This window comes from Amycolatopsis sp. NPDC114504 (assembly GCF_055633595.1).
In genome coordinates this window covers 1,281,340-1,305,248 of the sequence record NZ_JBVKDU010000001.1, presented here as the reverse complement: position 1 = coordinate 1,305,248, position 23,909 = coordinate 1,281,340, and the positions used below count along the sequence as shown (strand labels likewise).

Here is a 23,909-nt window from a genome sequence, read left to right as displayed (position 1 = left end):
ATTCGCCCCGGAGCGGGCCCGTTCGCCCCCGTGAGACACCCTGGTCCGTCCCGGGCCCGGGACCCGGGGTCGCGCTAGGGTCCGGTTCATGTCGGATCCGGAGCTGGTCGGCCGCGGCGACGAGCTCGCCGCTCTCGACGGCGTCCTCGCCGCCGCGCGGGCCGGGCACAGCCGGGTACTGGTGCTGCGCGGCGAGGCGGGGATCGGCAAGACCGCTCTGCTGGACCGGGTCGCGGCGCGGGCGACCGGCTGCCGGGTGGCGCGGACGGCCGGTGTCGAGTCGGAGCGGGAGCTGCCCTACGCCGGCCTGCAGCAGCTTTGCGCGCCGTTCCTCGACCGGCTCGAGCACCTGCCCGCGCCGCAGCTGGCCGCTCTCGGCACGGCGTTCGGCCTGACCGCGGGCGACCCGCCGGACCGGTTCCTGGTCGGCCTGGCGGTGCTGACCTTGCTCGGGGAAGTCGCCGAGGACCGGCCCCTGGTGTGCCTGGTCGACGACGCGCAGTGGCTGGATCGCGTGTCCGCACAGGTCTTCGCGTTCGTCGCGCGGCGGCTGCTGGCCGAGCCGATCGCTCTGATCGTCGCCGTGCGCGAGCCCGCGGAGGAGCTCGATCTGGCCGGCCTCCCGGAGCTGGCTGTCCGCGGCATCGAGGCTGCGGCGGCCGGCGCTCTGCTGGACTCGGTGCTCAAAGGTCCGCTGGACGGCCGCGTGCGCGACCGGATCATCGCCGAAACGCACGGCAACCCGCTCGCGCTGGTGGAGCTGCCCCGGTTCTGGACCGCCGCCGAGCACACCGACGGGCTGTTCCGGCCGGACGGCGATGCGCTGGCCGACCGCCTCGAGCGCTGCTTCCTGCAGCAGCTCGCGCCACTGCCGGTGAGCACCAGGAAGCTGCTGCTGGCCGCGGCGGCGGAGCCGCTGGGAGACGCCACGGTGCTCTGGCGCGCGGCCGGTGAGCTCGGCTTGGGCGCGGACCCGGCTGCCGCCGCCGAGTGGACCGGGCTGATCGAGTTCGGGCCGCGGATCCGGTTCCGGCATCCGCTGGTGCGCTCGGCCGTCTACCGGTCCGCCTCGGTCCGAGAGCGGCAGGAAGTGCACCGGGCGCTCGCGGCGGTCACCGACCCGGCGCTCGATCCGGATCGGCGGGCGTGGCACCGCGCGCAGGCGACCGTCGCCCCGGACGAAGACGTCGCGGCCGAGCTGGAGCGGTCGGCCGGTCGGGCTCAGGCGCGAGGGGGGCTCGGCGCCGCGGCGGCGCTGCTGGACCAGGCCGCCACGCTCACCCCCGATCCGGCGCTGCGGGCGCGGCGGGAGCTCGCGGCCGCCCGGGCGAAACGCGGCGCGGGCGCGCTCGAAGCGGCGTTGGGCCTGCTGGGAGCGGCCGAAGCCGGGCCACCGGACTCCGCGCGGGACGCCGAGGTCGAACGGCTGCGCGGGCAGATCGCGTTCGACCAGCGCAGGGGTGGCGAGGCGGCGGAGTTGCTCCTGCGCGCCGCCGGACGGCTCGACGGGGCCCGGGCTCGCGAAACGTACCTGGAAGCGCTCGGCGCCGCGGTCTGGGCGGGATCCGGGATCGAAGCCGCGAAGCAGGCGCGTGCGGCCCCCGCGGCCGAATCGCCACCGACCGTCGTCGACCTCGTGCTCGACGCGCTCGTCACCCGCTTCACCGACGGCTACGCGGCCGCGGCCCCGCTGATGACCAAGGCGATCGACGCCGTCCGGACGCTGGACACCGCCGGCGAGAACACCGGCCGCGTGCTGTGGCTGCTGGGCAACCGGGCCGGCGGCACCCTGGCGACCGAGGTGCTGGACTACGCCGCCGGGCGTGCGTTTGCCGAGCGTCAAGTGCGGCTGGCGCGCGACACCGGCGCGCTCGTCCAGCTGCAGTTCGCCCTCAACTTCCTCGGCAACCACGAGCTGCTGGCGGGCGATCTGGCGGCGGCACAGGCACTCGTCGACGAGGACCGCCTGCTCGCCGAGGTCACCGGGGGCCGTCCCGTCGGGTACAGCGCCGTCCTGCTCGCCGCCTTGCGCGGCAGGGACGCCTCCGCGGAGATCACGGCCGCCGCCGCCGCGGCGGCCGAGCGGGGCCAGGGCCGGGTCGTGCGGTTCGCCGACTACGCGCAGGCCGTGCTCGCCAACGGCCTCGGCCGCCACGAAGCCGCCCGGGACGCGGCCTACCGGGTGTTCGAGCACGACACGGTCGGCCACCAGGCCCTGGCGACGGCGGAACTGGCGGAGGCCGCCTCGCGCACCGGCGACGCCGACCTCGTCACCGCGGCGCTGGAGCGGATGTCGGAACGGGCGCGGGCCACCCCGACGGTGTGGAACAGGGCCCTCGAAACCCGTCTGCGGGCGCTGGCGGGCTTCACACCGGGCGAGTGCTACGCCGAATCGGTCGCGCTGCTCGCCGGGACGCCGTTGCGGGTCGAGCTGGCCCGGGCCCAGCTGCTGTTCGGCGAGTGGCTCCGGCGCGAGGGACGCCGGGTCGACGCCCGCGAGCACCTGCGCACCGCGCACGTCTCGACCTCGGAGATGGGCCTCGAAGCCTTCGCCGAACGCGCGCGCCGCGAGCTGCTGGCCACCGGTGAGACGGCGCGCAAACGCACCGCCGGAGCTGCCGAGGAGCTGACCCCGCAGGAGTTCCAGATCGCCCGCCTCGCGCGCGAAGGACTGTCGAACCCCGAGATCGGCTCGCGGCTCTTCCTCAGCCCGCGCACCGTGGAATGGCACCTGCGCAAGGTTTTCGGCAAGCTCGCGATCAGTTCGCGGCGTCAACTGCGCGACGCGGTCTTCGACGGGGCGGCGGCGCCGGTCGACCCGGCCGGCCGGTGAGCCGTTCGCGCCGGGAAGACCCGGCGATCGGGTGACATCGCTCGCCACCGTGAAGCGCTACGGTGACCTGGCGCCAGCCAGGGAGGCCGTGATGGGAATCGACACCATCGACGTCAAGCTCGAGGTGGTCGTCGTACCGGTGTCGGATGTCGAACGCGCGAAAGCGTTCTACGCGAGCCTCGGCTGGCGGCTGGACGTGACGCCGCCGGGCGTCGTGCAGTTCACCCCGCACGGCTCACCGTGCTCGGTCCAGTTCGGCGCGACCCTGACCACGGCCGCGCCGGGGTCGGGCAAGGGCTACCTGGTCGTGTCCGACATCGTCGCCGCCCGCGACGCGCTGGTCGCCGCCGGCGCCGACGTGGGCGAGATCTTCCACATCGGCCCCGACGGCCCGGTGCCGGGGCCGGATCCCGAGCACCGCACCTACCGCTCGCGGGCGACGTTCGCCGACCCCGACGGCAACACCTGGCTGCTGCAGGAAATCACCGCGCGGCTGCCTGGCCGCGTCGACGCCACCGACACGTCGTTCGCGACCGCGAGCGACCTGGCGGGCGCACTCCGGCGCGCGGCGGCCGCCCACGGCGAGCACGAAAAGCGCACCGGCGCCGAAGATCCGGACTGGCCGGACTGGTACGCGCGGTACATGGTCGCCGAGCACGCCGGATCGGAGCTGCCGGAATGAAGGACCTGGACGGGCAGACGGTCGTGCTGATCGGCGGCAGCGCCGGCATCGGGTTCGAGACCGCGCGGCTGGCGCGGGCCGAAGGCGCCGAGGTCGTCCTCACCGGCCGCGACCCCGCCAAGCTCGACCGCGCCGCGCAAACACTCGGCGCGCGCAGCACGGCCGCGTTCGACGCCTCCGAGCCGGCCGCGGTGGCGCGGTTCTTCGCCGGTCTGCCGGGTGTGATCGACCACGTGCTGATCACCGCGGGCGGGCCGCACTACGGGCCACTGCTGGAGATGAGCGCCGAGGACGTCCGGACAGCGGTCAGCGACCACATCGTCGTCTCGCTCGAAATCGCCCGCCACGCCGTCCCGAGGATGCGGCCCGGTGGCGCGCTGCTGCTGATGGGCGGCACCGGCGGCCGCCGCGTCGGGCACGGCTTGGGCATCGTCTCGGCCGCGACCGCGGCGCTGCCGCCGTTCACCGCGGCTTTGGCTCTGGAGGTCGCGCCGGTGCGCGTCAACCTGATCGCCGCCGGGTTCGTCGACACGCCGTTGTCGGCGACGTTGCTCGGCGACAAGCTGGAGGACCGCCGGGCCGAGCTGCGCGCCAAGCTGCCGATCGGCCGCGTGGTGGGCCCCGCCGACGTCGCCGCGCTGGCCGTCCACCTGATGACCAACACAGCCCTGACCGGCGCGACGTACGACATCGACGGCGGCCAGCAGTTCGTCTTTTGAGGGGTGGAGCGGTTCCCTCGCGGCCCGCGATCTTCCTGGCGGGCCAAGGCCATTGGGGCGGCTAGGCGAGCAGCGCCGGTGACCGAGGCTCCCGGCCTACCGGCGGGTTCGTTCCCGTGACGGCGGCGAGTACGGCGTCGGCGTCGAGGTACGGGTCCCACATCTCCGTGCCGACGATGTGGGCCAGCTTCCGGCGCCGGTGTTGTTCGGTGTCGGTGAGCGCGACGTCGGTCGAGCGGCCTTTCTTGATCGCGTGCACCGCCCGGGTCACCAGCAGGACTTCTTGCCGTGTGGCACCGATTTCGGCGGCTGCCGCGAGGATCCTCTCCGCCGCCTCGTGCGCGGACTTGCTCATGTCGTTCTCCGTGGTGATCGCGGATGTCAGGCGGCGGCGAGGCTTTCCCCGCGGACCGCGGGTCCCGGCTCCTCGGCGAGGATGTGCTCGGCGCGGGCGAGGTAGGCATCGATCGCTCGCAGGCGGGCCGCGGTGCGCCGCTCCGCCGTCGTGGCGTGCCGCAGGATGGCCTCGGCGCGTTCGCGTGCGGTGGCGACGATCGTGTCGGCCTCGGCGCGGGCGAGTTCGAGCATGCGCTGGACACGGTCGCCGACGGCCGCCGGGTCGGCTGGGGCGCGGACGACGCGGTCGAGGCGAGCCCGCAGGTCACCCGCCTCGGCGCGAGTGCTCTCGAGGAGCCGGGCCAGGGTTTCGGCTTCGGCGACCGCGGCGTCGCGGTCGAGAGTCAGAAGCCGGATTTCATCGTGCAGGTCGGCGAGGTGTTCGTCGACCTGCGCACGATCGTATCCGCGTACGGCGAGGGCGAAACCGACCGGCAGCGGCAGAACCGGGGAGGTCACGCCGTTCTCCTCTCGGAGAGGACGGCCTGAAGTTCGGTGAGGGTGCCGGCGGCGCGGATGACGGGCGGGTCGAGGCGGCCGATGCGGTGATCGTCCTCGCGCAGCGCCGTCAAGAACCGGGTGATGTCCTCGGGTACCGGGGTGACGGTGGTGCCGCCGAGATAGCGAAGGACGATGAGGTCTTCGCCGGAGTGGGTCTCGATGGCGGCGGCCCAGCCGTGGACTTCGTCCCACAGCAGGGCGACGTCGCGACCCGGGTAGCCGGGCAGGTGTTCGTCGAGGGCGACGTAAGCGGAAACCGGGCTGTCGTGGTCGACGGTGCAGGATTCGAGACCGACGCCGAGGGCGGTCGTCACGTCGGCGAGGTACGTCTGCAGCGCGGTGAAGGCCGGGTGGGGGTGGCCGGTCGGGATGTACAGCGATGCGGTCACGGGTGGAGCTGCCTTTCTGGGACAGCTGACCGCGCGGGACCGGCTCGGGGTTGCCGGTCCCGCGCGGCAGCGAGCGTCAGGCCCGGATTTCCTTCCGGTCGGTGGTGGCGCCGGCGATCTCGATGCGGCGGGGCTTGGCCTTCTCGGCGATCGGGATGCGCAGGGTCAGGACGCCGGCGTCGTAGTTCGCGGCGATGTGGTCGGTGTCGAGGGTGTCGCCGAGGAACAGCTGGCGGGAGTACACCCCGAGCGGCCGTTCGGAGACCTGCATCTGGACGTCGTCACCGGTGGGTGCGGGGCGGCGTTCCGCCTTGACGGTGAGGACGTTGCGTTCGACATCGAGCTCGATCGCGTCGGGAGCGATGCCGGGCAGGTCGAAGCAGACGACGAACTCGTCGCCGGCGCGGTAGGCGTCCATGGGCATCGCGGCCGGCCTCGACCAGGTGCCGGGTGCGCGAGTGCCGAAGACCTGCTGCGCGAAGCGGTCCAGCTCGCGGAAGGGGTCAGTGCGCATCAACATCGGGTCCACCTCCGGATTCGTTGATCTCAGGTGTCAACACGCACTACTTTTCTAACACGTCATCCAAGTGATGACAAGAGGGATGTCATCGAAGGGATGACGTACTGAACGCACCGGCCGGCTGGGCCGCTTCAGGATTGCCGTTCGTTCACGGCGCAGGGCGCACCGGACGCCTGATCGCCACCACGGTCCGGCGGTCGTCCTCGCCGCCTGAGCGATTTCCGGCCAGCTCGATCTCGTCCTCGAGGCGCATCGGCGAGTGGTCGCGGTCGACCTCCTCGGGGTGGCGGCCACGCGCCTGCGAGACCGCGTCGAGGCGGCGGCCGACGTCGTTCAGCGCGGATCCCATCAGCCCCTGCATGCTGATCCCGAACGGCGCTCCCGGTCCGAACGGCGCCAGCATTTCCCCGATCATCTCGGTGACGAGCGGCAGCAGCTCCTGCGTGCGCTGCAGGACGATCGCCCAGTTCGCGTCGTCGGCCGCGACGTGCCGGCGGCACGTGAACGTGCCCCAGGCGATGTGACGGCGTTCGTCGGCCGCGATGTGCTCGACGATGCGGACGAGGCCGGGGAAGATGGCGCGGCTGCGGCAGATCCTCGCCGCGGCGGTGTAGCACGTCAAGGCGAGGCAGCCTTCGACGATGTGGCTGTGGGTCACCGCGGCCCGGATCTGCGCGGCGGGCGAGTGGTCCTCGGTGAGGGCGTACAGCGACCAGGAGAGTTCTTCCAGGAAGGCCCGGCGGCGGACGTCCCCGGTCTCGGTGAACCACGGCAGGGAGTCACTCATCCCGACCGCCTCGAACCACGTGCGGAGCGTCTGGGTGTGCTGCGCCTCTTCGAACACGAGCTGCGTCAGGTACGTCTCGTCGTCCCGCCGGTTCTCGGCGGCCATCGCCGTCACGAACGGCTGCAGATCCTGGGGCGCCGACTCGCCGATCGAGATGAGGTTCGCCACGAACAGGCAGGTCAGGCGCCGCTCGCGGGGGGACAGCGTGGCGAAGTCGGCTTCGTCGTCGGCGAGGTGGATGTCGTCGGGGTTCCAGAACGTCGCGTTGCCGTCGCGGAAGAGCTGCCGGGGGACCGGGTCCGGCCGGTGCCCGGTGCGGGCTCCGCCGCCGAACCCGAGGTGGCGGCGGGGCTCGATGGCTCGGGTGAGGGACATGGCCACTCCAGGTGTCCGGTTGCGCTGGCCGCCAGGATCACCCGTCCGGGGCAGTGGGGGAATGGTCCGCGCGCGCCACGGCTGGCCCGCGAGGGCCAACTTCCGGCCCGCTCAGTCCGCCGGGACCTCGACCTCGGCGACGAGTCCGCCGCCCGGGCGGTTCCGGAAGCCGACCCGGCCGCCGAGCGCCTGCACGATCTGCTCGACGATCCACAGGCCGAGGCCGGCCGTGCCGCGGTTCGACCCGGCCGCGGTGAACTTGCCGGTCAGCTTCGCGAGGTTGCCGGCGTCCACGCCGGAGCCGCGGTCGAGCACCCGCAGCCGCAGCCGGCCGGCGGTGACTTCGGCCTCGACGTCGACGGGCTTGCCTTCGCCGTGGCGGGCCGCGTTCTCGAGCAGGTTCGTGAGCACGCGGCGGAGCCGCTGGGGGTCGGTGGTGACGGTCAGCGCGTCGTCGAAGTCCCACCGCAGCCGGGGTGGCTGGAGTCCGGCCGCGTCCGCGGAGGCCAGGACCAGGGCCCGCAGCTCCACCGGCCGGTGGCGGCCGGTGCCGAACGCCGGGCGGCGGCTCGCCGCGACATCGCCCAGTGCGTCGAGCATGTCGGAGAGGTGGTTCGCGTGCTCGGCGATCAGCCGGCTGCCCGTTTCGCGGTCGGCGGGGGTGAGCGCGCCGTCCTCGGCGAGCCCCCGGGCCAGCGCGCGGAGCGAGATCACGGGGGTGCGGAACTCGTGCAGCAGGACAGCGAGGCCGTCCTGCTGGGACTGGTACGACTCGAGGAGCCGCCGCCGCAGGTCGCGTTCCTCGGCGGCCGCGGCGTGCTCGGCCATCGCTTCGACGCGGGCGGCGATCCCGGCTTCCCGCTCGCGCTCGACCAGCCGGGACAGGCTCGCGCCGAGCAGGCCGGTGAGCAGCAGGTAGCCCGTCCACCAGAGGCCTTCGAGCCAGCGTTCCCGCCACGACGTGAACTCCGGGTCGACCAGGAGCACCACGGCCAGGTAGGCGACGCCGAGCCCGAGGGCGAGGGCCATGGTCGGGCCGAGGGGCAGGCGGATGGCCGCGGCGGTGACGACGAGCACGAGGATCGCCACCGCCGGGCTGGTCGCCGCGCCGGTCATGGCGATCGTGAGCAGGGTGAAGGTCGCGTCGAGGACGGTGAGCAGCCAGGCGGCCGGCCGGGTGTAGAGCTCCCAGCGCGGGTTCGCCGCGACGACGGCGGCGTAGCCGGACGCGACGGCCAGGGTCGCGATGACCCACGGAAGGTGCCGCCGGACGTCGTCGCCGCCGGTGACCAGCAGCAGGGCCATCGACAGCGCGACCGCGAGCCGCACGGTGACCATCACCCGGGCGACCGGCAGGGCACCCGGCACGGTCGGCACGTCGGCCCTCCTCGTGACTCACTGTTGTCGCCGCGGCCGGATTGGTGGCGGAAAGTACCTGCCATACTAAGCCCGTGAAGGATCGGCGCCTGGTGGTCGTGGTCGTGGACGATCACGAGCTGTTCGCCCGCGGGCTGGCGCTGCTGCTGACGACCAACGCCGGCGACCGCTTCGAGGTGGGGGGAACCACCACGCACGTCGAGGAGGCGCCGGCGCTGGTCGAGTCCTGCGGCGCCGATCTCGCGCTCGTCGACCTGGCCATGCCGCCCCTGGGCGGCGCGGCCGCGATCCGCCAGATCAAGCGGCGCCACCCGGCCACCCGCGTGCTCGCACTGTCCGGATCGGACGATCTGGAACTCGCCGAGCAGGCCCTGCGCGCCGGGGCGGACGGCTATCTCACGAAGTCGGCGGACCCGGAGGTCCTCGTCGCGCCGTTGCTGACCGTGGCCGCCGGGTTCCGGGTCCTCGAAGGCGAACTGCTCGACGTACTGCTGACCACGACGCGCAAGCCGCCGGAAACGCTGCTGGACACGCTCGACTCCCAGGACCTGCGGCTCTGGGCGCTGCTCGCCCGCGGCCTGGAGACCCAGGACATCGCCACCCGGATGCTGGTCTCCGAGCGCACGGCCAAGCGCATGGTCGCCTCGTTGCTGAACCGGATCGGCGCGGCCAACCGGGTCGAAGCCGCCGGGCTGGCCGGGGCCTACGGCCTGCTCGACCACGACCCCGCGGACCGTCCACAGTAGAGAGTCCCGGGTGGACGGCGACGTCGCGCCGACAACGTTGACAGCCCGTGGTGGACCGCGGGCCGTCGCTACCCCAACGAGTCATCCTTTTGCCGCCGGGTGGTGATGCGCGCGCGGTCGCGCGCGCCGCATCATTACCGACCATCGCAGTTCCGCGATGCGGCTTGACCGGAAGCACGGTCACGCCCGGAGAAGGAGTTGGGTGGAATGGTGAGCCGATCAGGAGCCGGGCCGGTCGCCCGGGCCGGCACCCGCGTGACGATGTCCGGGGGAATCGACACCAAGGCGTGCGGGCGCGGTGTTTGGCGTGGTTTCGCGGTTTTGGTGATCGGCGCCCTGCTGCAGCCGGTCGCCGCGGCCGTCGCCCCGCCGGTCGGTGCGGTTTTCCTGCTGATCACCGCCGTCGCGGCCTTCAGCTTCGCGGGTTTCCGCACGGGTGACACGCACCGCCCGATCCTCCAGGGGGCCGTGACCGCCCTCGGGAGCTACGTTTTGGTGCTGCCCTTGAGCTTCCTCACCTCGGCCTCGGTCGGGCCGCAGCAGGTGCTGGCCACTGCGGCGGTCGCCGTCGCCGTCGGTGGGCTGGCCGGCTTCACCGGCCGCGCTCTGGGGAAGCGGGGCGAAAAGGCGTGACCGCAACGAAACCCGCCCCCGCGCGCCGGTGGGGCGCCGGGGCGCAGCGGCCGCTGGTCGAGGCCGGGGAGATCGTCCACCTGCTCGGCCGCGTGCTCTGGCTCGCGATCCGCCACCCGTTCGGTTATTGGGGCGAAGTCCGCGACCTGATGTTCGAGACGTTGCGCCGCTGCTGGCTGCCGGTCATCATTTCCACGACCGCGCTCGGTTTCGCCGGTCCGGGAATGCAGGGCGGCAGCCTCTACAGCGTGCTCGGCATTCCCGACCGCCTCGGCTCCTTCCTGCTGATGGCCAGCGTCCGCGAGTTCGCGCCGTGGATCGACGCGATGATCGTCGCCGGGGTGATGGGCACGGCCATCGCCGCCGACCTCGGCGCGCGGCGGATCCGCGAGGAGATCGACGCCATGGAGGTCCTCGGCGTCGACCCGGTCCGGACCCTCGTGCTGCCGCGGATCATCGCGGTCACCCTGATGACCGGCCTGCTGGAAGTCTTCGCGCTGGTGTGCGGCGTGATCGGCGGCTACATCGCGGCCGTGCCGATCTTCGGGGCGACCGGTGCGGCCTTCATCGGGAACTTCTGGTCCAACGCGACCACCACGGACATGTGGGGCAGCATCGTGAAGACCCTCGCGTTCGGCCTGATCCTCTCGGTCGTCTGCTGCTACAAGGGGTTGAACGCCCAAGGCGGCCCGATCGGCGTCGGCCGCGCGGTCAACCAGGCCGTGGTCATCTCCTTCGCGTCGATCTGGATCTTCAACTACGTCTACACGTCCGCGCTGCTCGGGCTGAACCCCGACATGCAGGTCTTCAAGTGAGGGAAGCGGAATGACCACACCGACGGGCCGTACGAAGACACCGGACGTCGTCATCACCTTCGGCGGGATGGCGGGGAAACTGCGGGACGCCGTCGCGGCCGGCGGCGACATCATGAAGTTCGCCGGCCGCACGGTGCGCAGCCTGCCGGACCTGCGCCACCACGTCACGGAAGTGTTCGCCCAGGCCGGAATCCTGATCCTGTCGAGCGGGATCATCGTCTGGCTGATGCAGTTCGTCGTCGGCACGATGTGCGCGACCGAAGCCAGCTACACGCTCAAGCAGGTCGGCGCCCCGATCTATTCGGCGGTGTTCAACGACGTCTGCGGCCTGCGCGAGATGTCGGTCTACATGTGGGCCTACATCTTCGCGGCGAAAGTCGGCTGCGGGCTCGTCGCGGAAATCGGGTCGATGCGCATCGCCGAGGAGATCGACGCGCTGGAAGTGCTGGGCATCAAGTCGCGCAGCTACCTCGTCGGCACCCGGATCGCCGCCGCCTGGCTCTGCATGCCTTTCCTGTACATCGTCGGGCTCGGCCTGATGTTCATCTCGATGCACCTGGTCACGGTCTACCAGCTGGGCACGGTCTCCAGTGGTGGCTATTCCTTCGTTTTCTGGCTGTTCCAGAACGCCTACGACCTGATGGCCGCGATTTCGAAGATGATCGCGATGGGCACGATCATCATCTTCGTCGGGTGTTACTACGGCTACAACGCTTCCGGCGGGCCGGTCGGCGTCGGGCGAAACACGGCGAAATCGATGATGCTCAACATGGTGCTCATCCACGTCGTCGGGTTGCTCGGCACGTGGTTCTTCTGGGGCTCCTACCCGAACATGCCGATCGGCAACTGACAAGGAGAACTCATGGTCACCGGGGTGAACGGGCCGGCCGCCGAGACGATCGGCGCACCGGAGCGGGTGCACACGATGGAGGTGCGGAACGTCCACAAGTCCTTCGGCAGCTTCGACGTGCTGAAGGGGCTCAACCTGGAGTTCGCCGACAACGCGATCACCACCATTCTCGGCCCGTCCGGTACGGGCAAGAGCGTGCTCATCAAGCACCTCGTCGGCCTGCTCGAGCCGGACCAGGGTGAGGTGCGGATCTTCGGCCGTGACATCTGGAAGGTCAGCGAGCGGGAACGCTACGAACTGCGCAAGCGGTTCGGCGTGCTCTTCCAGGACGGCGCGCTGTTCGGGTCGATGAACATCTTCGACAACACGGCGTTCCCGCTGCGCAAGCACACCGACATAGGCGAGGACGAGATCGAGGCGAAAGTCAACCAGCGGCTCAAGGAAGTCGGCCTCGAACGGTCGTCCTACAAGTATCCCAACGAGGTCTCCGGTGGCATGCGCAAGCGGGCCGGCTTCGCGCGGGCGCTGGTGATGAACCCCGACATCGTGCTGTTCGACGAGCCCGACTCCGGCCTCGACCCGGTCCGCACCAGCCTGCTCAACGACCTGATCCTCGACATGCACCAGGAGTACCGCGGGACCTACCTGCTGGTGACGCACGACATCCGCACCGCGCGCAAGGTCAGCGACTACGTCGGGGTCATCTGGAAGGGCCAGGTCGTCCACTACGGACCGACCGAGGAAGCGTTCAACTCCCCGGATCCGTTCGTCCGCCAGTTCCTCTCCGGCGACTCCGCCGGACCGCTGGGAATGGACTGAACCCATGCGCAGAATTCCCCTCCTCGTGCTGGGGGTGGCCGCGGTGGCCGCCGCCGCGCTGCTGATCGCCCCGGGCGACGACGACTACCCGGCGAACGTGGTGCTGCCGTCGGCGACCGGCCTGATCGCCGGGAGCAAGGTCCTCGTGAACGGGTTCGACGCCGGGCAGGTCGACGACGTGTCCATCAAGGACGGACGGGCCCAGGTCACCATGAGGCTGACCAAGGACTTCGCGCCGCTGCACTCCGGCGCGTCGGCGGGCATCGTGTGGAAGGCCGTGCTCGGCGAGCGGCAGCTCGACGTCCGGGACGGCCCGAAGGCGAACCCGGTCATCCCGCCGGGCGGCACCCTGGACGGCAAGGTGTCCGACCCGGTCGAGATGGACAAGGTGCTGGCCGCGCTCGACCCCGCCACCCGAGCCCACCTCAGCTCGCTGGTGCAGGGACTCGGCCACACCGTCGAGGGCAACGAGACCGACCTCCGGCAGACCGTCCAGAAGGCGGGTCCGACGGTGGAAGCGCTCGGCGGGGTGCTGCGCGCCGTCGGCTCGGACGGGCCGGCGATCAAGGCACTGGCCGGCCAGCTGAACGGCATGGTCACCACGCTGGTGAACCGCGATCAGCAGGTGCGCGCCATCGTGTCCGGGCTGTCCGGCGCGACCGAAGCGGCCGCGCAGCAGCGCGACCAGCTGCGCGCGGCGCTGCGGAAGCTGCCCGGCACCCTCGGGACCGCGGACCGCACGCTGGCCGACGTGCCCGGCACGGTCGACAAAGCGGTACCGCTGCTGAACGACCTCCGCCCGGCGACCGACCGCCTGCCCGCCGTGGCCCGGACCCTGCGCCCGGTGCTCGCGGACCTCCGCCCGACCGTGGCGCAGCTGCGGCCGACCCTGGGTTCGCTCGGCACGCTGCTGCAGTTCACCCCGGGCCTGCTCGACAGTGCCCACGGTGCCCTGCCCGGCACGGACTCGGCGGTGTCTTCGCTGACGCCCGCACTGAGCTTCTTGCGGCCCTACACACCCGAAGTGGTCGGGTGGTTGTCGAACTGGGGTTCCTCGGCCGCCAACTACGACAGCAACGGGCACTACATGCGTGTCAACATCCCGGCCGGGATTTCGAGCTTCGACAACAACCCGGGGGTCATGCCGCCCGGGATGGCCAGCGACCCGTTCCCGGCACCCGGCGCGATCGCCGGGCAGCCGTGGACCGACGCGTTCGGGGGTGGAGTCCGATGAGGACCCGGCGGAAGATCCAGGCCGTGCTGGCCACGACCGCGGTGGCGGCGGCCGTGGCGGGCGCCGCGGTCACGAACACCGGCTCCGGCGAGCAGCCGGACAAGCTCACCATCGCCGCGGAGTTCGCCGACGCGAGCCCGCTCGTCGTCGGCAACGACGTCAAGGTCAACGGCGTCACCGTCGGTGAGGTGGCCGGCATGAGCGTCCACGACGCCAAGGCGATCGTCACCCTCAAAGTCGACGGCGCGGCGCTGCCCTTGCACAAGGACGCCAGGGCCACCGTGAAGCCGGTCAGCCTGCTGGGGGAGCGCTTCGTCGACCTCGATCGCGGCAGTGCCTCCGCGCCGCTGCTGAACGACGGCGACGTGCTGCCGATCAAGCAGACCGGCCAGGCGACCGACCTCGACCAGGTGCTCAACACCATCGACGACCCGACCGGGCAGTCGCTCGCCGCGCTGGTCACGATGCTGGGCCAGGGCATGCAGGGCAACGGCGCCAACGCACAGGCGTCGATCAAGGCGCTCGCGTCGTCCATGCAGGACACCGACGGGCTGGTGAAGCTGCTGGGCCAGCAGAACCAGGTGCTCACCGACCTCGTCGACCACGTGCAGCCGGTCGCGGGCGCACTGGCCGCCGACAACGGCAAGACCCTCGGCGACCTGGTCGACTCCTCCCGGCAGGTGCTCGACGTCACGGCCAAGAACCAGCAGGGCCTCGACGCCTCCCTCGCCGAACTGCCGGGAACCCTCTCCGCCGCGCGCGACACCCTCGCCGAGCTCACCGGCACGGCCAAGGCCACCACGCCCGTGCTCGAGGGCATGCGGCCGACGACCGACAACCTCTCCGCCGTCAGCGACGAACTGCGCAAGTTCAGTGAGTCGGCGGATCCGGCGCTGACGAGTGCGAAGCCCGTCCTCGAACGTGCCGAAAAGCTGATGGACGCGGCGCGCCCGGTCGTCGAGGAGCTCCGGAAGGCGGGCCCGGGCCTGCGCGGCACCGTCGCCGGGGCGAACCCGCTCACCGCGCAGCTGACCGGCAACATCGAAAACGTCCTGAACTTCTTCCGGTTCTGGGCGATGTCGACCAACGGCTGGGACGGGCTTTCGCACTACTTCCGCGGCCAGGCGATCATCCACCCCGAGGAGATCACCGGGTTGCTGCCGTCGCTGACCGGAACCCCGCCGCCGCCCACGATCCCGGGCAAGCAAGCCACTCCGTCGCCGATCCCCGGGCTCCCCGGCGCGCTCGGCTCGTCGGGCCTGCTCGACACGAAGTCCCTCGTCGCGCCGGACGGCGGCGTGACCGGGCTCAACGAGCGCCAGGAGAGCGGCGTTCTCCAGTTCCTGCTCGGAGGTTCCTGATGGCCAAGCGCCGGTCGCGCAAGTTCCGCTCGGTGTCCACGGGCGCCGTGGTGCTGGTGGTGTTCGCGCTCGCGCTGCAGCTCGCGCTCACCGCGGACAAGGGGTTGCCCGGGGCGACCTACACCCTCGTCGACGCCGACGTTTCGGACGTGGGTGCGCTCCGCCCCGGTGACGACGTCCGCGTCGCCAGCGTCCGAGTCGGCCGCGTCAAGGACATCCGGCTGGTCGGCGGGTCCCCGCGGGTGACGCTCCAGCTCGACGGCACGCGGGAGGTCTACCGGAACGCGGCCGCGGAGGCCAAGTCCGTCACGGTGGCCTCGCGGTCCGCGCTGGGGCAGAAGTACATCGCGCTGACGCCGGGCACGCCCGAGGCGGGGAAGCTCGGCCCGGCGGACGTGGTCCCGGCCAAGCGGACCGCGGGCTCCCAGGAGCTGAGCGACCTGCTGGACGTGCTCGACGCGCCCACCCGGGACGCGCTCGGCTCGACCGTCCGCGAGGTGGGCGGCGGCGCCGGTGGGCACGCGCAGGACCTGCAGGACGCGCTCAAGTCCGCGCCGCGGATGCTGCCGGACCTCGCGACCGTGTCGAATGCCCTGTCCGCGAACGATGGCGCGGACCTGACCGCGTTGCTGACCACGGCCGACCGGCTGTCGGCCCGGTTCGCGGGGCGCCAAGACCAGCTGTCGGAACTGCTCGGCCGGCTGGACACGACGATGCGAGCCGTCGCGGTGGACGACGGGAAACCGCTCGACGACGTCGTGCAGCGCGCCCCCGGCACGCTGCAGGCCGCGCGCGCCGGTCTCCAGTCGCTGCAGGCCCCGCTCAAGGACCTGCACGCCGGCATGGCGCAGCTCGTCCCCGGAGCGCGTGCGCTCGGCCAGGCGACCCCCGACCTCCGCGGCGTGCTGCGGGAAGCGGTGCCACCGCTGGGAAAGGTGCCCGACGTCGGCAAACAGGCCGAGCCCGCGCTGACGGACCTGACGAAGACCGTCGACGACGCGCGGCCACTGGCTCCGCGGCTGACGCAAACGTTTGCCAGTGCCGACCAGTTCCTGCGGGTGCTGGCGCCGTACGCGCCGGAAGTCAGCGGGTGGTTCACGAACTGGGCCGCCGCGCTCTCGCACGGCGACGCCAACGGCCACTTCCTGCGGCTCTACCTGCTGTTCAGCGAAGAGTCCGTGCTGGGTCAAGGCGGTCTGCGCGATCCGCTGGTCGCCCGGAACCCCTATCCCGCACCGGGTCAGGCGGCCCACGACGCCCGGAAGATCCCAGGAGGCAACCGGTGAAGGCGCTTCGATCTCGCACCCGGCACCGGCGGCCGGTGTCCGCGTTCAAGCTCGGCGTCGTCATCGTCGTCGTGACCTTGCTGGCCGGCTTCGCGCTGCTCGAGAAGGACCGGGTCGCGACGGCGTTGCGGCCGGGTGACATCGTCCGCGTCCAGTTCGCCCAGGACTACCACCTGCAGCCGTTCGTCTCCCAGGTCAAGATCGCCGGGGTGCCGGTGGGCGTGGTGTCCTCGGTGGACCGATCCGGCGACGGCTCGGCCCTGGTCGAGCTGAAGGTGGACGACGACGTCACGGGCAAGCTCGGTGCCACGCCGAGCGCCGCCCTGCGCCCGACCACGATCCTCGGCGGCAAGTACTACGTGGAGCTCGTCCCGGGCGGCGGCCGGACCACCTTCGCCGGCACGATCCCGGTCGAGCGGACCAAAACCCCGGTGGAACTCCAGCAGCTCGCGGACGCGCTCCAGCCGGACGCGGTGAAGGGCATCCGGTCCGCGACGCAGAACCTGGACGACACCCTTCGCGGCGGCGGCAAGTCGGCGATCGAGGACCTGCTCGCCGACGCGCCGGACACGCTCGACGCGACGACGCCGGTCCTGCAGGGCCTGCAGGGGCAGGACCCGCGCACCGACCTGCCGAACCTGGTGCACGGGTTCGAGTCGACGGCGCGCGTGCTGACCGAGCAGCCGGGGCAGCTCGACTCGATCGTGCAGAACCTGCAGCGGGTCACCTCGACGCTCGACCACCGGCGCACCGACATCGCCACCGCGATCGCGGACCTGCCGAGGACCCTGGACAACGCGGACGACGGGCTGAACCACCTCGGCGTCACGCTCGGCAAGCTGCGGGACACCGCGGATCCCGCGCGGCCGGTCGCGCGCGAGCTCGACGCGTTCCTGGCGCACGCCGATCCGGTGCTCGCCAGGACCCGGCCGCTGCTGACCGACGTACGCGGCCTGCTCACCGACGCGCAGCCGTTGGTCGAGCAGCTCGTCCCGGCCGCGCAGGGCACCACGAAGGTGTTCGACGACGTTCGCGGGCCGGTGCTGGACCGCGTCAACGGCCCGATCATGAACATGGTGCTTTCGCCCTTCAAGGGCACCGGGATCTACGCCGGTGGCGGCTCGGACCAGCCGTTCTACAAAGAGGTCGGCTACATGTTCGCGACCATGGACCGCGCGTCCGACCTCACCGACGCGAACGGCGTGGCCGTGGGTCTCCAGCCGGGCCTCGGCGGCGGCAGCATCGCCGGCACCCCGATCAACTTCGAGCAGCTGATGAACACGCTCGCCCACCTGCAGGGCGCCACCCCGGAGAACAGGAGCGGACGATGAACGCGCACCCGGGCCGGGTCCGGCGGACCTGGCAGCGGATCTCCAGCGAACCGCGGCTCAAGCGCAACGTCCTCGCCGTGGCCGCGCTCGTGACCGCGGGGCTGGTGGCCGGTGGCTACATCCTGACGATGCAACAGGTCCGCGTCCCCTGGGACGGCAAGACGCACTTCTCGGTCACCTTCGAGTCCGCGCCGGCGATCAACCCGTCGAGCCGTCAGGAGGTCCGGATCGCGGGTGTGTCCGTCGGCGACATCCGCGCGGCGAGCGTCGACGACCGCGGGCACGCGCGGCTCGAGCTGGCGATCGACCAGGGACACCAGGTCTACGACAACGCCCGGGTCCTGCTGCGCCCGAAGAGCCCGCTGAACGAGATGTACGTCGAGCTGAACCCCGGCGGCCCGCCGGGGAAGCCGCTGCCCGAGGACGGGGTCCTGCCCGTCGCGAACTCGGTGCGGCCGGTGCAGGTCGACGAAGCACTCGGGCACCTGGACGCCAACACCCGGGAAGCGCTGACCACGCTGCTGTCCGAATCGGACGTCGCGCTGGCCGGAGCGCCGGGCACCCTGCCGAAGGGGCTCGAGGCGACCGATCAGGTGGTGCGGGACCTGCGTCCCGTCGCGACCGCCCTGCAGACCCGCAAGGAGACGCTGCAGAAGCTCGTCGCCGCGCTGGGGCAGATCGCGTCGGCGACCGGCGACGACGACCAGCGACTGAGCGCGCTGGCCGACTCCCTGCAGAAGACCCTCGCGACGGTGGGTCAGCGCAACGGCGACTTCGACGCCGCGCTCGCGCAGCTGCCGGACTTCACCCACCAGCTCGAGCAGGCCACGGGCAGCATCGGCGCGCTGAGCGCCCAGCTGGACCCGGTCCTGGACAAGCTGCGCGAGGCGAGCGGGACCCTGCCCGGCTCGCTGGAGAAGTTCACCGGCACGGTCGACAAGCTCGGGGAGACCGTCGACACCGCCCGGCCGGTGGTCGACAAGGCCGTTCCCGTGGTGCGCGACCTGCGTCCGTTCGTCGGCGATCTCAACGCGTCCCTCGGCGACCTGCACGACGTGACCGGCCGGCTGGGCCCGATCACCACCGCGGTGCTGCCGTACCTGAACGACCTGGCCGCGTTCGTCACGAACTCCCGGTCGATCACCAGCCTGCGCGACGGAACCGGTGGGGCGTACCGCGCCATCGCCCAGCTCTCGCCGGAAAGCGTCACGGGCCTGCTGCCGCTGCTGCCCGCCCTGCAAGCCGCCGCCGCGCGATAGAGGGAGTGTCCAATGAGGATTCCCAGTGGGCTCGTCCCGCACATCCGGACCCTGGTGCTGGCCGTGTTCATCGCCGCCTGCGCCGGCCTGTTCGGATACCTGTGGCTGAACTCCGGCGGCCGGCTGCCGGGCATCTCAAAGGCGGGCTACACCGCCGAAGTGCAGTTCCGGACCGCGTCGAACCTGGTCTACGACTCGGACATCACCATCGCCGGGGTCAAGGTCGGCAAGGTCGAGGCGCTGCGCACCGAAGGCGACCTCGCGCACGTCACGATGCGGCTGGACCGGAACGCGCCGCTGCACGAGGGCGCGACCGTCCAGGTCCGGAACAAGACCCTGATCGAGGAGACCTACCTCGAGATCACCGACGGCCACGGCCCAGCGCTGGCCAACGGAACCGTGCTGCCGTCGTCGGCGGGCAAGGAGGCCGTCGAGCTCGACGACGTGCTTACGAGCCTCGACCGGCCGACGAAGGAGTCGCTGGGCACGCTGGTCCGCTCGCTCGGCGCCGGGACGAAAGACACCAAGCAGGGAGTTTCCCAGGCCCTGCAGGGACTCGGCGACCTCGGCCGGGAAGGGCACGGCGCGCTGGCGGCCCTCTCGGCCCAGTCCGGGGACCTGCAGCAGCTGACCGGCAACACCGCGAAGCTGCTCGCGGCGCTCGACACCCGGCAGGGTCAGATCGCCGACCTGGTGACCGACGCCGACAAGCTCACCCAGGCGACCGCGGGCAGCGACACCGAGCTGCGGGAGGTCCTGCGGCGGCTGCCCGGCCTGATGGACACCGCCAAGAACGCCAGCGGTGGGCTGAGCCGGCTTTCGCCCGCGCTGGGCCCGGTCGCCGGCGGTCTGAACGCGGCCGCACCCGACCTCGATGCCGCGTTGCAGGAGCTGCCGGCCACGTCGGCCGATCTGCGTGGCCTGCTGCCGTCGTTGAACGGCGTGCTCGACGCGGCGCCCGGCACGCTGCAGCGGGTGCCCGCGGTGGCCGCGGACGCGTCGAAGTTCCTGCCGACGCTGAACGTGGCGCTGGGCGACGTGAACCCCATGCTGTCCTACCTGGTGCCCTACGGCCGCGACGTCGCCGCGTTCTTCACCAACATCGGGCAGGTGACGGCGCGCGGTGACGCCAACGGCAACGCGATCCGGCTGTTCATGGTCTTCAACGAGCAGAGCGTGAAGGGCCTGCCGCTCAACATCGACGTCGGCCCGCTGAAGAAGAACAACCCCTTCCCGGCGCCCGGGCAGTCGGCGAACCCGGGGCCGTTCACCGGGTCCTACCCGCGCGTCGTCCAGGACCCGCCGAAGTGAGGGGCTTCAAGCTGCGGCGGCCGCCCCGCAAGGTGCTGGCGATGACGGCGGTCCTCGTCGTCCTCGCCGGGTTCGTCGGCACCGGCATGGCCCGGGCCCGCATCGAGACCGGGGTCAGCTCGCTCCTGCCCGGCGACGATCCCGCGGTGGCGCGGTTCGACGAGCTGAGCCGGTCCTTCGGCGGTGACCCCGTCGTCGTGCTGCTCGAATCGCCGCGACCCGGGCTGCTGCTCGACCAGCCGCACCTGCCGTCGCTGGTCAAGCTGGAGGGCGAGTTCGCGAAGCTGCCCGACGTCGCCGCCGTCTACGGGCCGGGGACCGTGCTGAACCAGGCCGCCGGCCGGGCCCAGGACCTGATGGCCGAGCTCTCCGGCCGCCGTGACCGCCTGCGCGCGCAGGCCCAGGCGCAGGCCAAGCAGCGGGGCGCGTCCGACCGGGCGGCCGGCCAGGCCGCCGACGCCGCGGTGGCCGCGTTCGACCAGCGGTACGGCAAGCTGCTCGTCCAGGCCCTGCCCGCGGGCCTGCCGACGCTGAAGAACCAGGCGTTCGTCACCGCGGTCGTCTTCGGCGCGGACGGAAGTCCCCGGCCGCAGTGGCACTTCGTCGTGCCGTCGGCGAACGCGGTCGCGATCCTGGTCCGGCCGCGGCAGAACCTCGACCAGTCCGCGACCGAGCGGCTCGTCCGGGGCGTGCGGGACGCGGTCGGCGCGGCGGCCGTCGACGGGGCGAAGGTGACGGTGTCCGGCGTCCCGGCGATCGCGGGTGCCCTCGCCGACGAGGTTCGCGCGGAGCTTCCGCTGCTCGGCGGCGCGGCGTTGGTCGCGGTGGCCCTGTGCTTCCTGCTGGTGCCGTGGCACCGCCGCCGGCACCGGCTGCTGCCGCTGGCGGGTTCGCTGGTGGCCACCGCGGTGACGGTTGCCCTGTTCGGCTGGCTCGGCCGGCCGCTGTCTCTCGGGGTGGTGGCCTTCCTGCCGGTGCTGCTCGGCGTCGGCAGCGACTTCCCGACCTACCTGGCACGCCGGGCGGACCGGCGGGTCGTGTTCGCGGTCGCCGCCGCCACCGCGGCCGCGTTCGGCGCGCTGGCCTTCGCGCCGCTGCCGTTCGTGCGGGACCTCGGGATCGCGCTCGGGATCGGGGTGCTGGTCGCCTTCGCCGTCGGCCTGCTGTTCCGCCCGGCCGTGGCGGAGCCCGCGCCCGTGAAGGTCTACAGTGGACACAAGGCGAGCCTGCCGATGCGCCTGGGCGTCGGATTCGCCGTGGCGGCGTTGGCGGCCGGCGGCTGGGCGACGCTGCCGCAGCTTTCCCTGCAGAGCGACATCGAAAGCTTCGTGCACGGCCTGCCCGCGTTCGACGACGCGAAGCACGTCGAGCAGGTCATCGGCTCCTCCGGCGAGGTCGACGTCGTCCTGCACGGCCCGGACGTCACGTCTCCGCAGGCGCTGGCGTGGTCGCGGCAAGCCCAGGACGTCACCGTCTCCCGGCACGGTGACCGGCTCCGTCCGGTCGTGTCGCTCCCGACGTTGCTGAACTTCCTCGGTTCCGCGCCCACGAAGGACGAAATCACCGCGGCCGTGCGCCTGCTGCCGCCCTACCTGACCGGGTCGGTCCTGCGCGCGGACGGGCAGGAGTCCGTGCTCTCGTTCGGCGTGCGGCTGGACGACGTCGAGAGCCTGGTCGGCCTGCGTGACGACCTGCTGAGCCGGCTTCCCCCGGCGCCGCCCGGCTACCGCGCCGAGCTGACCGGGCTGCCGATCGTCGCGGCCCGCGGGTACGAACTCGTTTCGGACAACCGGTTCTGGACCAACGGCGTCGGCATCGCCGTGGCCGGGCTCGTGCTCACGGTCGTGCTCGCCCGGCGGAAGGACGCGCTCCGCGCGGTCGCCACCGCCCTCGTGGCGACCGGGACGGGCCTGCTCGCGGTGTGGCTGGCCGGGATTTCCCTGACGCCGATCACCATGGCGCTCGGATCCCTCATCGCCGCCGTCGGCTGCGAGTTCGCGGTGCTGCTGGCGGAAGCCGGCCGCCGTCGCGATCACGCGTTGCGCAGATCCGTGCTGCTGGTCGGCGCGGTGTCGACCGTCGGCTACCTCGCACTGGCTCTTTCGCGCCTGGACGCCATCCGGCAGTTCGGCCTGCTGCTCGCCGCGGCCGTCGTGCTGTCGATGGCCGCCGCCCGGCTCGTCGTCTGGCTCGCGCCGGCCCGCCCCGCCCCCGCTCCGGAACCCAGCCCGGCGCCCGAAGCACTCGTAGGAGTTCCCTGATGAAGATCACCGCACTGCCCGGCAAGGTCCGGCTGCCCCGCAGCCGCCGTGGGCGGATCGTCACCTTGCTCGTCCTCGTCGTGCTGCTCGGCGGGACCGGACTGGCGTGGTGGTCGGCGCGCGCCGACGACCTGCCCGGCGACGCCGCCTTCGCCTACGGCGGCCAGGTCGAGACCGTCGCGCAGCTGCAGGAGCGGATCCAGACGTTGAAGGCGCTCTACGGCGTGCAGCCGCCGGACCAGCAGGACACCGCCAAGTCCGACGCGTTCCGCCGGGACACCGCGAAGGCGGTCGCCGTCGGGATGCTGCTCGACCAGGCGGCGCGCGACCGCGGCATCGTCGTCGCCGACAAGGCGGCCCGGGACGTGCTGACGCGGTTCATCTCCCAGCAGATCGGCGAAGGACCGGACGCCCGGAGCAAGTTCGTCCAGGCGCTCGGCACCACCGGCACGTCCGAGGACGCGGTGCTGGACGAGATCAAGCGCCAGCTCGCGGTCTCGCAGCTGTTCGACTCGGTCACCGCGGGAAGCGCGGTCGGCGACGCCGAGGTCGCGGACGCGTTCGCCAAGCGGAAGGCGCAGCTGGACACGCCGGAACGGCGCCAGCTCACCAACATCGTCGTCAAGACCAAAGAGGACGCCGACCGGGTGCTCGCCGACCTCCAGGCCGGGACCCCGTTCGAAACCGCGGTGGCCCAACGGAGCCTGGACGGCGCGACGCGGGACAAAGGCGGCGACCTCGGCCAGGTGACCGCGGCCCAGCTCGAGGACGGCTACGCCAAGGCGGCCTTCGCGGCTCCCGTCGGCGGGCTGTTCGGTCCGGTGCAGACCGCGCACGGCTGGAACGTCGGCCGGGTCCGCCAGGTCCTGCCCCCGCAGCCGGCGGTCTTCGACCAGGTCAAGGACCAGCTCAAGCAGCAGCTGACCCTGGAGAAGGCGCTGTCGACGTGGCGCGGGTGGCTCGGGGCGCAGCTCACGAGCGCGAACGTCCGGTACGCCGACGCCTACCGCCCGGCCGACCCGGCCGCGCCGCCGCAGCAGGCGCCGGGGTGGTCGCCGGTGCCGGGCCAGGTGCCCGGGCAACCCCAGCCGTCGCGGTGATCGCGGACTTCGCGGCGCTCGCGGTGGCGGGCGCCGCGCTGGTGGCGGTCGGCCGGTGGGGCGCCCGCGCGGCGGCCGGGCGGGTCAGCCCGGCCCTGCCGGAAGCCGAGCGCCGGCGGCGCATCGGGAAGCTGCGGGGGAGCGGACACGCGCTCCAGGTCGTGGGCGTGGTGTTCGTGCTCGCGGCGGTGTGGAGCTTTTGGTGAGGGTCGGGCGGGCTCGCGGGTTACCCGGCCGTGTTCCTGGTGGGGCTCGGGGATGCTGCGGCTCTGCTGGGCGCGGGGACAGCGAGTTCTGGTGGGGGTTGGGCGGGCTCGGGGATGC

23 protein-coding genes are annotated in these 23,909 nt (G+C 72.3%); 17 read left to right on the top strand and 6 right to left on the bottom strand.

The genetic code is table 11. The annotated features are described in order from the left end of the window. The first annotated feature begins 88 nt into the window (after positions 1-88). The 3 genes from ACZ7PG_RS06065 to ACZ7PG_RS06055 all read left to right on the top strand — a co-directional run bounded on the left by ACZ7PG_RS06065 (position 89) and on the right by ACZ7PG_RS06055 (position 4,234). Positions 89-2,833, top strand: a complete 2,745-nt coding sequence (locus ACZ7PG_RS06065) for a helix-turn-helix transcriptional regulator (protein ID WP_470237995.1) — start codon at positions 89-91, stop codon at positions 2,831-2,833. Between the two features lie 91 nt (positions 2,834-2,924). Then, entirely contained in the window at positions 2,925-3,515 is a 591-nt protein-coding gene (locus tag ACZ7PG_RS06060; protein ID WP_470237994.1) for a VOC family protein, read from the top strand. Further along, positions 3,512-4,234 carry an SDR family NAD(P)-dependent oxidoreductase gene (locus ACZ7PG_RS06055; RefSeq protein WP_470237993.1) on the top strand — a complete coding sequence of 241 codons (723 nt, stop codon included), beginning with the start codon at positions 3,512-3,514 and terminating at the stop codon, positions 4,232-4,234. The genes ACZ7PG_RS06060 and ACZ7PG_RS06055 overlap by 4 nt, the downstream gene beginning before the upstream one ends. Before the next feature lie 61 nt (positions 4,235-4,295). Here ACZ7PG_RS06055 and ACZ7PG_RS06050 read toward each other — a convergent pair whose 3' ends face one another. From ACZ7PG_RS06050 to ACZ7PG_RS06025, 6 genes are all read right to left on the bottom strand, one after another. Then, positions 4,296-4,589: a hypothetical protein gene (locus tag ACZ7PG_RS06050; RefSeq protein WP_470237992.1), complete on the bottom strand. Its 294-nt coding sequence runs from the start codon at positions 4,587-4,589 to the stop codon at positions 4,296-4,298. A 26-nt stretch (positions 4,590-4,615) separates the two neighbouring features. Further along, on the bottom strand, positions 4,616-5,089 hold the full coding sequence (locus ACZ7PG_RS06045; RefSeq protein ID WP_470237991.1) for a DivIVA domain-containing protein: 474 nt from the start codon (positions 5,087-5,089) through the stop codon (positions 4,616-4,618). After that, positions 5,086-5,520 carry a DUF6292 family protein gene (locus ACZ7PG_RS06040; protein ID WP_470237990.1) on the bottom strand — a complete coding sequence of 145 codons (435 nt, stop codon included), beginning with the start codon at positions 5,518-5,520 and terminating at the stop codon, positions 5,086-5,088. The genes ACZ7PG_RS06045 and ACZ7PG_RS06040 overlap by 4 nt, the downstream gene beginning before the upstream one ends. A 76-nt stretch (positions 5,521-5,596) precedes the next feature. Further along, entirely contained in the window at positions 5,597-6,040 is a 444-nt protein-coding gene (locus tag ACZ7PG_RS06035) for an Hsp20/alpha crystallin family protein (RefSeq protein ID WP_470237989.1), read from the bottom strand. 148 nt (positions 6,041-6,188) lie between these two features. Continuing rightward, the gene (locus ACZ7PG_RS06030) at positions 6,189-7,202 is read right to left on the bottom strand and encodes a R2-like ligand-binding oxidase (protein ID WP_470237988.1); all 1,014 of its coding nucleotides are present in this window, start codon (positions 7,200-7,202) and stop codon (positions 6,189-6,191) included. Positions 7,203-7,313: 111 nt separating this feature from the next. Next, positions 7,314-8,579, bottom strand: coding sequence for a sensor histidine kinase (locus ACZ7PG_RS06025; RefSeq protein ID WP_470237987.1), 1,266 nt, complete (start codon positions 8,577-8,579; stop codon positions 7,314-7,316). Between the two features lie 74 nt (positions 8,580-8,653). On the opposite strand from ACZ7PG_RS06025, the gene ACZ7PG_RS06020 reads away from it, so the two are divergent. The 14 genes from ACZ7PG_RS06020 to ACZ7PG_RS05955 all read left to right on the top strand — a co-directional run bounded on the left by ACZ7PG_RS06020 (position 8,654) and on the right by ACZ7PG_RS05955 (position 23,791). Then, a complete protein-coding gene (locus ACZ7PG_RS06020; protein ID WP_470237986.1) occupies positions 8,654-9,325 on the top strand; it encodes a response regulator in 672 nt (223 codons plus the stop codon). A 207-nt stretch (positions 9,326-9,532) separates the two neighbouring features. Then, on the top strand, positions 9,533-9,958 hold the full coding sequence (locus ACZ7PG_RS06015) for a hypothetical protein (RefSeq protein WP_470237985.1): 426 nt from the start codon (positions 9,533-9,535) through the stop codon (positions 9,956-9,958). Continuing rightward, on the top strand, positions 9,955-10,773 hold the full coding sequence (locus ACZ7PG_RS06010; protein ID WP_470237984.1) for an MlaE family ABC transporter permease: 819 nt from the start codon (positions 9,955-9,957) through the stop codon (positions 10,771-10,773). Before ACZ7PG_RS06015 ends, ACZ7PG_RS06010 begins: the two co-directional genes overlap by 4 nt. Before the next feature lie 10 nt (positions 10,774-10,783). After that, positions 10,784-11,623, top strand: coding sequence for an ABC transporter permease (locus ACZ7PG_RS06005; RefSeq protein ID WP_470237983.1), 840 nt, complete (start codon positions 10,784-10,786; stop codon positions 11,621-11,623). Between the two features lie 12 nt (positions 11,624-11,635). Next, positions 11,636-12,442: an ABC transporter ATP-binding protein gene (locus ACZ7PG_RS06000; RefSeq protein ID WP_470237982.1), complete on the top strand. Its 807-nt coding sequence runs from the start codon at positions 11,636-11,638 to the stop codon at positions 12,440-12,442. 4 nt (positions 12,443-12,446) lie between these two features. Further along, complete coding sequence (locus ACZ7PG_RS05995) at positions 12,447-13,676, top strand: MlaD family protein (RefSeq protein WP_470237981.1); 1,230 nt, start codon at positions 12,447-12,449, stop codon at positions 13,674-13,676. Beyond that, on the top strand, positions 13,673-15,037 hold the full coding sequence (locus ACZ7PG_RS05990; protein WP_470237980.1) for an MlaD family protein: 1,365 nt from the start codon (positions 13,673-13,675) through the stop codon (positions 15,035-15,037). The genes ACZ7PG_RS05995 and ACZ7PG_RS05990 overlap by 4 nt, the downstream gene beginning before the upstream one ends. Then, the gene (locus tag ACZ7PG_RS05985; protein WP_470237979.1) at positions 15,037-16,323 is read left to right on the top strand and encodes an MlaD family protein; all 1,287 of its coding nucleotides are present in this window, start codon (positions 15,037-15,039) and stop codon (positions 16,321-16,323) included. The genes ACZ7PG_RS05990 and ACZ7PG_RS05985 overlap by 1 nt, the downstream gene beginning before the upstream one ends. Beyond that, complete coding sequence (locus ACZ7PG_RS05980) at positions 16,320-17,654, top strand: MlaD family protein (RefSeq protein ID WP_470237978.1); 1,335 nt, start codon at positions 16,320-16,322, stop codon at positions 17,652-17,654. Before ACZ7PG_RS05985 ends, ACZ7PG_RS05980 begins: the two co-directional genes overlap by 4 nt. Next, positions 17,651-18,913, top strand: a complete 1,263-nt coding sequence (locus tag ACZ7PG_RS05975; protein ID WP_470237977.1) for an MlaD family protein — start codon at positions 17,651-17,653, stop codon at positions 18,911-18,913. Before ACZ7PG_RS05980 ends, ACZ7PG_RS05975 begins: the two co-directional genes overlap by 4 nt. Before the next feature lie 12 nt (positions 18,914-18,925). After that, entirely contained in the window at positions 18,926-20,224 is a 1,299-nt protein-coding gene (locus ACZ7PG_RS05970) for an MlaD family protein (RefSeq protein WP_470237976.1), read from the top strand. After that, positions 20,221-22,485, top strand: coding sequence for an MMPL family transporter (locus ACZ7PG_RS05965; RefSeq protein ID WP_470237975.1), 2,265 nt, complete (start codon positions 20,221-20,223; stop codon positions 22,483-22,485). Before ACZ7PG_RS05970 ends, ACZ7PG_RS05965 begins: the two co-directional genes overlap by 4 nt. Beyond that, the gene (locus ACZ7PG_RS05960; protein WP_470237974.1) at positions 22,485-23,585 is read left to right on the top strand and encodes a peptidylprolyl isomerase; all 1,101 of its coding nucleotides are present in this window, start codon (positions 22,485-22,487) and stop codon (positions 23,583-23,585) included. The genes ACZ7PG_RS05965 and ACZ7PG_RS05960 overlap by 1 nt, the downstream gene beginning before the upstream one ends. Then, positions 23,582-23,791: a hypothetical protein gene (locus tag ACZ7PG_RS05955; protein WP_470237973.1), complete on the top strand. Its 210-nt coding sequence runs from the start codon at positions 23,582-23,584 to the stop codon at positions 23,789-23,791. The genes ACZ7PG_RS05960 and ACZ7PG_RS05955 overlap by 4 nt, the downstream gene beginning before the upstream one ends. The last annotated feature ends 118 nt before the right edge of the window (positions 23,792-23,909 follow it).